Raw genomic sequence first — 7,399 nt, forward strand, 5'->3', positions numbered from 1 at the left:
TACCGAAAAGCAGCCCGCTACCGTCTAATCCAAGTCCTGCGCCAACAATATTAAGTACGGCCCCAACGGGAAAAATAACACTCAGTCCGAATACAAACTCAAAAATGAGCAGCCTCATCCCGTCCTTAACAGACCTTGAGCGGGTGGCAAACGGAGAGGATAGTGACGAGCCGAAATATATCAACGGGGACGCTAAAGAACCATTTACCTACGAACAGCTGATGCTGTACTGGAATCAATATGCCAATAAAACCAGGGAAGATGGAAAAATCAATGTGTACACCATAATGACAGCTTCAGAACCCATCCTGGAAACACCTGAAGAAATTACCGTTCATGTTGAACATAAAATACAGGAAGGTCAGCTTCAGGATGAAATGATTGACTTGCTGAATTTCTTAAGGCCGAGGCTGAAGAATTTTAATGTCTCCATACAATGCAAACAGGTGACGCGCGCTGTGGTAAACAGGCTTTATACCAATGTGGAAAGGTATCAGTACCTGGTGGACAAAAACCCTAAACTGGAGGAAATGCGAAAAAGATTTAACCTGGACGTCAACTCCTAAAGCCTTTTCCCGGGCTCATCATTAACAGGATAACCCTCCTCGTCAAGATCATCACGTTCATCCTCAGGTGTACGGCCAAGCAACTCATCTTCAGGGCTCAGCTCAAGATCTTCTTCATCACTGATGCGCATAGCCGCACTCTCAAAACTTTCATCAATCTGCTTGTCTTCATTGTATTCAGAACCATTATAAGGATTAGCCTCGTCATAAGTAGAAGTGCTGTCCTCTCCGTTTGGTGCAGAAGTGTCATAAGGCAGCGGATGATCGTAGCCTGTATCCCTGCTTTTTACATCAAACTCAAAACTGTTTTTATCTTTATCATAAGACAAATTATCAAAATCTTTTGTCTCGCCAAGATCAGAAGGATGAAGTTTATCTGTTCTTTTGCCAGCTCCCTGGTTGTCGTTTTGGCCCGTATTCATATGGATAGGTTTTATAAAGATATAACTCGAAAATATCTTCAAATGTTTTGAATTATTGACACTATCATATAAGAAGGGCCGTTTCAGTTACATGAAACGGCCCTTCTTATTGGAATGATAAATTATCTTATAAATTTGCCAGCGTAGTGTTTAAAGTTTGGCTTGGACGCATTGCTGCAAATGCCAGCTCATCATTAGGATGATAATAACCACCAATATTCTGCGGCTTACCCTGTGCGCCTATTAATTCTCCCACGATCTTCGCTTCATTTTCGGCTAGAGCTTTCGCAAGCGGTGCGAATCTGGCCTTCAGTTCTGCATCTTTGCTTTGCGCGGCCAAACCCTCTGCCCAATACAAAGCCAGATAAAAGTGTGAGCCCCTGTTGTCTATTTGTCCGACTTTGCGTGCAGGCGATTTATCATTTGCCAGGAACTTCTCGGTTGCCAGATCCAATGTTTCTGCCAGCACCAAAGCTTTCGGATTGTTCTGTGTCTGGCCCAAATGTTCCAGGGAAACAGCAAGTGCCAAAAACTCGCCTAATGAATCCCAGCGCAAATAACCCTCATGGATAAACTGCTCAATATGTTTTGGCGCAGAACCACCGGCCCCGGTTTCAAACAAGCCACCACCATTCATTAGCGGAACAATAGATAGCATTTTCGCTGAAGTTCCCAATTCCAGGATTGGGAACAAATCTGTTAAGTAATCACGGAGTACGTTACCTGTTACCGAAATCGTGTCCTCCCCTTTACGGATCCTGTTTAAGGTAAATTTAGTCGCCTCTACAGGTGACAGAATACGGATATCTAAACCTGCAGTATCGTGATCTGCCAGGTACTTGCTGACTTTTTCAATGATCTGTCTGTCGTGAGCCCTGTTTTCGTCCAGCCAGAATACTGCCGGCGTTGCCGACAAACGCGCCCTGTTGACCGCCAGTTTAACCCAGTCCTGGATTGGCGCATCCTTGGTCTGACACATCCGGAATATATCGCCTTTCTCTACCTTCTGATCAAAGAAAACTTTACCATCTGCATCTGCGACACGAATTGTGCCATTTGCCGCAGCCTGGAAAGTTTTGTCATGAGAACCATATTCTTCTGCCTTTTGCGCCATCAGACCAACGTTCGGCACAGAGCCCATAGTAGTTACATCAAAAGCACCGTTAGCTTTGCAGTCGTCAATAGTGGCGGTATACACCCCGGCGTAAGAACGATCCGGAATTAGAGCAATGGTATCTTGCGGTTTGCCGTCTTTATCCCACATCTGGCCAGATGTACGGATCATTGCCGGCATAGAAGCATCCACAATGACATCAGATGGCACATGCAGGTTCGTAATCCCTTTATCAGAATTTACCATGGCCAGCGCAGGCCCGTTTGCAATTGCAGCATCAATAGCCGCTTTTACTTCTGCTTCTTTTTCATTTCCGGCGATTTTAGCATAAACATCGCCTAAGCCATTACGGGTATCCACATTAATCGCTGCAAATAACTCTGCATATTTAGCAAAAACATTAGCAAAGTATACTTCTACAATTGCACCGAAAATGATCGGATCAGAAACCTTCATCATCGTCGCTTTCAGGTGAGCCGACAACAGAATACCGGTTGCCTTAGTCTCCATGATTTCCTTTCCAACAAATGTTTTCAGGGCAGACAAGCTCAGTGCCGAACTGTCAATTACCTCACCCGCCTTTAGGGGAGTTAAACCTTTTAACTCAGTTACTGTACCATCAGTTCCAACAAACTCTATTTTAAACTGAGTCGCCTCAGGAACGGTTACCGATTTTTCTGAACCATAAAAATCACCCCCACTCATACTGGCAACCCTCGTTTTAGAATCCGCGGACCAGGCACCCATTGAATGCGGGTTATTCTTCGCATAATTTTTAACCGCTTTAGGGGCTCTCCGGTCTGAGTTTCCTTCACGCAAAACCGGGTTAACAGCAGAACCTAAGACTTTTCCGTATTTTGCCTTAATTGCTTTTTCTTCGTCACTTTGTGCATTATCCGGGTAATCAGGGACAGCAAATCCCTGTGATTGCAATTCGGCAATAGCATCAGCCAATTGCGGAATAGAAGCCGAAATATTGGGCAACTTGATAATATTGGCCTCTGGCGTAGTTGCAAGCTTGCCCAGCTCTATCAACGCATCTCCAACTTTCTGTTCTTCCCTTAAAAATTCAGGGAAGTTTGCTAAAATCCTTCCTGCTAATGAGATATCCCTGGTTTCTACGTCAATACCTGCTGAGGCTGTAAAAGCTTGTACAATTGGTAAAAACGAATAGGTAGCCAGCATCGGCGCTTCATCTGTTTTGGTATAGATAATTTTTGAAGTGTTTGACATATTTTTATAAATACGGTTATATGAATGAAAAAATGAAAGCTTATTGTCTGTGATAAACCCGCTTTCGGTTAAAATCGCCTAAAGATAGGATAAACAGATGAAAATTCATTCTATTGAAGTGTCAAAGTAAATAGACTGATACCTAGAACGGAATATACTGGCTAAATTATAGCTTTGCTATAAGATGAAATCACTTTTAACCGCCACTCTTATCCTGTTGGCAATGACCGGTTCTGCGCAGACCAGACAGGACAGCACAAAAAGATTAAATGAGGTGGTCATCCGCCCATATTTTTCCTCACAGCCTTTGCTGAGATCGACCGGCAGTATAGGCCTTGCCGATCAAAGTGTCATCGACAGGCAGCCATCTGGTTCATTGGTAAATGCTGTAAATACGATATCGGGTGTGCGTATGGAAGAACGTTCTCCGGGCAGTTACCGCCTCTCTATAAGGGGAAGCCTGCTAAGGTCCCCTTTCGGTGTCAGAAATGTAAAAATCTATTTTGATGACTTTCCGCTCACAGATGCCGGAGGCAACAGCTACCTCAACGCACTGGACGTTGCGGGTGCAGGATCACTGCAGGTACTAAAGGGGCCGCATGGGAGCATATTTGGAGCAAACTCCGGAGGTGTGATCCTCATACAGCCGCAGCTTGCTCCGGCAGACAGCACGCTAGCAACATTAAAAGTGGAAGGAGGTTCTTTTGGTACATTTCATCAAAATGCAACACTAAATCAGCAGTTTAAAAAATACACCATCAACATTACCCAGGCCTACCAGCGCAGTGACGGCTACCGTGACCATAGCGACATGGACCGCAAATATTTTCAGGTGTTCCAAAAATATGACTATGCGAAAAATGCCAGTTTAAAAGCACTCCTGTTTTATTCAGACCTCAGGTACAATACACCGGGCGGTTTAACTGCCGCACAGTTCCTGGCCGATCCGAAAGTTTCAAGGCCTGCTACACCCGCGACTAAAAGTGCCATTGAACAAAACGCAGGGATTTACAGCAAGACCATTTACGGTGGCGTTTCCAACGACTGGATCATAAATGCCCATTTCAAACACGTCGTGTCTGTTTTCTCGACCTATACAGATTTTAAGAACCCATTTATTACCAATTATGAAGAGCGAAAGGAATTTACGCTTGGCCTGCGCTCTTATGTTGAATACGCAAGTCAGGCGCAGAACATAAACTGGAAACTCAACGCCGGGCTGGAAAGCATGCGAACTTCCACAAACTACGACAACTTCGACAACAACTCAGGAACTCCCGGAAATATAAAAGAAGCAGATGATCTGAGGGCATCAGGAAGTTTTGCTTTTGTACACTTCAACTTTGACCTGTTTAATAAACTGCTTATTGAAACCTCGGCAAGTGCCAATTTATACGAATATACTTACAAAAGTATTTCGCCAGTTGCCATACCAAAGCGGACTAAGACTTTCCACGTGCAATTAATGCCCAGACTGGCACTTTCTTATCTGATTGATCCCAGGTTTTCCATAAGAGCCTCAGTGAGCAGGGGATATTCACCACCGTCGCTGGGAGAAGTAAGAGGATCAAACAATGTGGTGAACACCAGCTTACAACCCGAGTATGGATGGAATTATGAAACCGGCATCAGGTTTCAAACAGAAGATGGACGGCTTTTACTGGACATGGACGGATATTATTACAAATTGAAACAGGCAATCGTAAGACGCGTCGATCAAGATGAAAAGGATTATTTTGTAAATGCCGGAGGCACTAAGCAATGGGGATTGGAAACCTCGCTTTCGTATTGGGTTTTGCCAGCCAGGACCACTGGTATTATAAGGGGGCTGCAGCTGCGCAACGCTTATACGCTTAGCCGGTTTAAATTTGAAGAATACCTGAACAATACAGATAATTTTTCCGGAAATGCGCTGACCGGGGTGCCTAAAGCAGTGGTGGTCAGCAGTGCTGATGTCCTGTTGCCAGAAGATTTTTATGTATTTCTGCAGCACAACTATACTTCCAGCATCCCGCTGAATGATGCCAACACGGTTTATGCCCGGAAATATCATTTAATCCAGACCAAGGCAGGCTGGAAGAATCTCAGGATCGGCAAAACACCGGTAGAGTTATTTGCCGGGGCAGACAACCTGCTCAACCAGAAGTACAGTCTGGGCAATGACCTGAATGCTGTTGGAAACAGGTATTTTAATGCCGCAGCGACACGAAATTTTTATGCAGGACTGGCACTAAGGTTCAACAAAAAACACTAGGCTCAGATTTTGTTCACACCTTGTTCACACCAAAAGCCACAAAAGGGTACCTTTTTGTGAAGGAAGAGTGAATTAGGTGTGTTTCAGGTGAGCACCAGTCTCCTGCAAGGCATTTGTAATGCAGCAGGAAAAGCTGCAGATGAACAGGACTGTCATAATTTGGCAGGGCAATTGCAGTATGCTCTCCAAATCCTAAAAAATACAGAATATGAAAAAATCATTCTTTTTTTTGGCCATGGCGGCCGGCTTATTGGCGGCCTGCAACAGTGAAAATTCAGAGAAAAAGACTGCTGACAGCACTGAGCTGATTGCCGAAGACACCACATTTACAGCGACAAAACCCGCAGAAGGCAACAGCACGGAATGTTATGCATATGTTAAGAACAGGGATACGGTATCCATGAAACTGAACATCGCAGGTGAAGAATATACCGGTGAACTGAATTACAGGTTTTTTGAAAAAGACAAAAGCAAAGGCACTTTTGCCGGCGAAATGAAAGGGGATACCCTGATCGCGGAATATACCTTTGATGCTGAAGGAATGAGATCGGTAAGAGAGGTTGTCTTTTTACGGAAAGGCAGTGACCTGGTCGAGGGATTTGGCGATATTGAAGAAAAAGGCAGCAAGGTAGTGTTTAAAGACAGGTCTAAACTGACTTTTGGAGATGCGGTAGTGCTTGCAAAGGTGTCTTGTAATTAAGGGAACCCAAGTCTGTCAGTTAAACTTAAAACTTTTCAAAGCGCTCCCAAAAACCATCTGCCGGTAATTTTGCAAAGATATTTACCGGTTCTTTTTTTACCGGATGTATAAATTGCAAGCGACGCGCGTGCAGGCAAATACTGCCTTTGCGGCTTCCCCTTGGGTAACCATATTTGTTATCGCCTACTATAGGGCAGCCCAGCGTAGACAACTGCACACGAATCTGATGTGAGCGCCCTGTAAGCGGGTCCACTTCTATCAGGTAATAGCCGTCAAGTTCGCCAAGCAGTCTGTAACTCAGTTCTGCGCGCTGGCTTCCCGCCACTTCTGCCTGGTGTGGAGTCACCACATTTTTCTGAGGGTTCTTCACCAGCCAGTGTATCAAAATACCTGAGGGCCTTTCGGGTTTGTTACGTACAACAGCCCAATAGGTTTTCTTGACCTCACGGTTTTTGAATACGGCATTCATCCGCTCCAGCGCCTTGCTGGTCTTGGCAAACAGGATCACCCCGCTTACCGGCCTGTCCAGGCGGTGCACCACGCCCAAAAAAGCACTGTTTGGCTTGTTGTATTTTGCGGCCAGGTATTTTTTTACCTGTTCATCCAGGGGTTCATCCCCAGTTTCATCAATCTGCACAATATCCCCGGCCCGCTTCATTACAGCGATCAGGTGGTTGTCTTCGTAAAGTATATCCTTATCAGTTACCGGCATTTAGTATTGTTCCTTTTCGTTCGGAAAATCTTTTGCTTTAACGTCTTTAATATAAGATTGTGTGGCTTCCAGTATCCCCTCGTACAGGTTCAGGTACTGACGCAGGAACCTGGGTTTAAAGCCTTTGGTCAGTCCGATCATGTCATTTACTACCAATACCTGTCCGTCGCAATCCGTGCCGGCACCTATACCAATGGTCGGTATGTGCAGGCTTTCGGAAACTTCTCTGGCCAGTTTGGCGGGAATCTTTTCGAGCACAATGGCAAAGCAGCCTGCTTCCTGCAGGGCCAGCGCATCTGTCTTTAACTTTTCAGCTTCTTCCTCCCCCTTGGCCCTTACGGTATAAGTTCCGAATTTATAAATAGACTGCGGTGTCAATCCGAGGTGTCCCATCACAG

At 45.1% G+C, this 7,399-nt stretch carries 6 protein-coding genes and 1 pseudogene; 3 read left to right on the top strand and 4 right to left on the bottom strand.

Annotated elements, in window-relative coordinates; genetic code table 11:
- Window positions 1-566, top strand: a pseudogene (locus VK541_RS02315) (DNA polymerase III subunit gamma/tau); the annotation flags it as partial.
- Here VK541_RS02315 and VK541_RS02320 read toward each other — a convergent pair.
- Window positions 563-988 carry a hypothetical protein gene (locus VK541_RS02320; protein ID WP_324366533.1) on the bottom strand — a complete coding sequence of 142 codons (426 nt, stop codon included), beginning with the start codon at window positions 986-988 and terminating at the stop codon, window positions 563-565. The pseudogene VK541_RS02315 and the gene VK541_RS02320 overlap by 4 nt on opposite strands.
- Before the next feature lie 127 nt (window positions 989-1,115).
- Window positions 1,116-3,335 (bottom strand): NADP-dependent isocitrate dehydrogenase, encoded by a 2,220-nt coding sequence (locus VK541_RS02325; RefSeq protein WP_324366535.1) that lies wholly within the window; start codon window positions 3,333-3,335, stop codon window positions 1,116-1,118.
- A 184-nt stretch (window positions 3,336-3,519) separates the two neighbouring features.
- On the opposite strand from VK541_RS02325, the gene VK541_RS02330 reads away from it, so the two are divergent.
- Both VK541_RS02330 and VK541_RS02335 read left to right on the top strand, forming a co-directional pair.
- Entirely contained in the window at window positions 3,520-5,589 is a 2,070-nt protein-coding gene (locus VK541_RS02330) for a TonB-dependent receptor (RefSeq protein ID WP_324366536.1), read from the top strand.
- Window positions 5,590-5,797: 208 nt separating this feature from the next.
- Window positions 5,798-6,289, top strand: coding sequence for a hypothetical protein (locus tag VK541_RS02335; protein WP_324366538.1), 492 nt, complete (start codon window positions 5,798-5,800; stop codon window positions 6,287-6,289).
- Window positions 6,290-6,314: 25 nt separating this feature from the next.
- On the opposite strand, the gene VK541_RS02340 is transcribed toward VK541_RS02335, so the two are convergent.
- Window positions 6,315-7,001 carry an RluA family pseudouridine synthase gene (locus VK541_RS02340; RefSeq protein WP_324366540.1) on the bottom strand — a complete coding sequence of 229 codons (687 nt, stop codon included), beginning with the start codon at window positions 6,999-7,001 and terminating at the stop codon, window positions 6,315-6,317.
- Window positions 7,002-7,399 (bottom strand): 3-methyl-2-oxobutanoate hydroxymethyltransferase (locus VK541_RS02345; RefSeq protein WP_324366542.1); only part of this gene is annotated, 398 nt, incomplete at its 5' end.

This window comes from Pedobacter sp., assembly GCF_035317785.1.
In the GTDB taxonomy this organism is placed as follows: domain Bacteria; phylum Bacteroidota; class Bacteroidia; order Sphingobacteriales; family Sphingobacteriaceae; genus Pedobacter.

What these genes read in the sequence shown, in the direction of transcription:
- VK541_RS02320 (WP_324366533.1), bottom strand. Translation starts at nt 988, where the DNA reads ATGAATACGGGCCAAAACGACAACCAGGGAGCTGGCAAAAGAACAGAT.
- VK541_RS02325 (WP_324366535.1), bottom strand. Translation starts at nt 3,335, where the DNA reads ATGTCAAACACTTCAAAAATTATCTATACCAAAACAGATGAAGCGCCG.
- VK541_RS02330 (WP_324366536.1), top strand. Translation starts at nt 3,520, where the DNA reads ATGAAATCACTTTTAACCGCCACTCTTATCCTGTTGGCAATGACCGGT.
- VK541_RS02335 (WP_324366538.1), top strand. Translation starts at nt 5,798, where the DNA reads ATGAAAAAATCATTCTTTTTTTTGGCCATGGCGGCCGGCTTATTGGCG.
- VK541_RS02340 (WP_324366540.1), bottom strand. Translation starts at nt 7,001, where the DNA reads ATGCCGGTAACTGATAAGGATATACTTTACGAAGACAACCACCTGATC.